The organism is Kitasatospora sp. NPDC091257 (genome assembly GCF_044757675.1).
Classification (GTDB): Bacteria; Actinomycetota; Actinomycetes; order Streptomycetales; family Streptomycetaceae; genus Kitasatospora; species Kitasatospora lactacystinica.
The window spans coordinates 1-2011 of record NZ_JBIVVI010001443.1 but is presented as its reverse complement, the minus strand read 5'-3'; the positions used below and the strand labels follow the sequence as shown (position 1 = coordinate 2011).

Genomic DNA, 2011 nt, shown 5'->3' with positions numbered 1-2011 from the left:
CCCTCGGCGGAGTTCTCCGACCGGGGGGCCCTCGTCATGGGTAGGCTCGGATCGGAGGATAGGGGGCGGTGTGGAGAGCAGACGTTCGGTGCTCGGCGGCGCGGCCGTCCTGGTCTGGGCCGGGACGCTGGTCCTGTACGCCGCCACCGGGATCGGCTGGTGGGCGGCCGTTCCGGCGCTGGCCGCGGCGGTGCTGGCCGCGCTGGCGCTGCCGACGCCGCCACGACCGGGCGCACGGGCGGACGGGCCCGGGAGGCGCGTTCAGAGCCCGCTGCCGACCGGGCCCGCACCCATGGGCCTGGGGTTCCCCGTCCCCGCGGGCCTGCCGCCGGGTCTTTCGGAGGTTGGGCCGGTGGGCAGTGGGCCGGTCTACCGGTCCGACGTCTCCGGCAGCGGCGCCGGGGCCGGGCACCGGCCCCTGCTGGAGTACGCCGACGACCCGCTGACCCCGGTGGCCGCCGAGACCGTCACCGAGGGCCTGGAACGCCTCTTCCTCCGGCTCGGCCCGCCGCCGGGCGCCGCCCGCAGCCCCGACCGCACCGCCCCCACGCCCCGAGGTGACGACCGGTGACCACCCCCGAGGAGAGCCGCACCCGCCGTCCGACGGCCCTGGAGATCGCCACCCAGTGGGCCCGACTTCCGCCCGAGCACCTGCGGGTGGCCCTGGAGCACCTCGAACTGGAACTCCGGCGCGAACACGCCCGGGAGAGTGCCCGGGAACGCCACCAGGCGTCGCTGGAACGCGAGCGGACGGCGTCGGCCTCGGTGCTCGAAGCGGCCCGGATGCGGGAGGAGCACGTGACCGAGCGCGCCCGGATCGCGGCTCAGGACCGCAAGGACCAGCGCGCCCACCAGCTCTACGCCGGCGGACTGGCGGCCGGATTCGTGCTCGCCGCCGGAATGCTCGCCGGCTCGGTGATCGTCGGCCTGGAGGGCCGCCAGTGGCTGGCCGGCCTGCTCGCCGGGCCCAGCCTGATCGCCCTCCCGGTGGTCTTCGTCCTGCGCCGCAGCGACCGGCCCACCGCACGCCCGCTCCCGCTCCCGCCGCCCACCTTCCCGGAGCGGTTCCCGGACGACCGGTCGGCGTAGCCGCGCGGCCTCGTGCCCGGAGGCGGGGCGGCTACGGCCGGCCGCGAGGGCGACGGCGGTCGCGACACCGCCGGAACGACGTCAGGTGCCGCTGGTGGGGGTGTCGTCCTTCTTGACGCCCAGGAGGATCTGGTCCAGCACCGAGACGTCCGGGGCGGCCGGGTCGTCGTCCACGCCGCCGTCGAAGACCACGTAGCCCCCGCCCTTCGCGGGGAGGGCGGCCAGCAGGACGTAGCCCTGGGTGCCGTCGGCGTTGGTGATGTGCCAGCGGGTCGCGTAGCCGGCCACGCCGGCGACGGCGAGGCTGCCCGAGCCGTAGTCGGTCTGCGAGGTCATCCCGCTGAAGATCTGCTTGGCGACGGTCGGCATGGCGGCGTCGGCGGCGGCCTTCGCGCTGTCGCCCTGGATGGTGTTCTTCTCCACCGAGAACCGGCCGCGGATACAGGCCTTGCCGTTCGCGCAGGTGTAGCGGCCACTGCCGAGGTAGACCGACCACTGCGGGGTGTCGGTCGTCGTCACCTCCCAGCCCTCGAACACCGGGAGGGTGATCGAGTGCTGCTGGTCCGCGACGGTGCTCCTGAGGACCGGGGCGGGCTTGGGCGTGGCCGGCTTCGGGGTGGGGCCGGGGCTCGTGGTCGGGCCGGCGCTGCGGCTGACGGAAACGGTGGGGTCGGTGGTCGGGTCCGCCGTCGGGTCGCCGCCGTGGCTGAGCGCGACTCCGGCGACGCTGCCGCCGACCGCCAGGACGCCGACCGCGACGGCGATGATCACGCCCGGCTTGGCCCGCCTGGGGGCGGGGAGCGGGGCCGCGGCCATCGGCGGGTAGCCGGGGCCGGGCTGGCCGTAGCCCGCAGCCGGGTACGCCTGCGGGCCCGGGTACGTCTGCGGGCCGGGGTGGCCCGGGTAGCCGTAGCCGCCCTGG

The 2011-nt window shown here is 76.4% G+C and carries 3 protein-coding genes; 2 read left to right on the top strand and 1 reads right to left on the bottom strand.

The window, feature by feature from the left end; genetic code table 11:
- Positions 1-70: 70 nt before the first annotated feature.
- Positions 71-571: a hypothetical protein gene (locus ACIQOV_RS39190; RefSeq protein ID WP_401055641.1), complete on the top strand. Its 501-nt coding sequence runs from the start codon at positions 71-73 to the stop codon at positions 569-571.
- Positions 568-1089, top strand: a complete 522-nt coding sequence (locus ACIQOV_RS39185) for a hypothetical protein (protein ID WP_401055639.1) — start codon at positions 568-570, stop codon at positions 1087-1089. The genes ACIQOV_RS39190 and ACIQOV_RS39185 overlap by 4 nt, the downstream gene beginning before the upstream one ends.
- An 81-nt stretch (positions 1090-1170) precedes the next feature.
- Here the strand turns inward: ACIQOV_RS39185 and ACIQOV_RS39180 are convergent.
- Positions 1171-2011: hypothetical protein (locus tag ACIQOV_RS39180; protein ID WP_401055637.1), on the bottom strand; the 841-nt coding region annotated here is incomplete at its 5' end.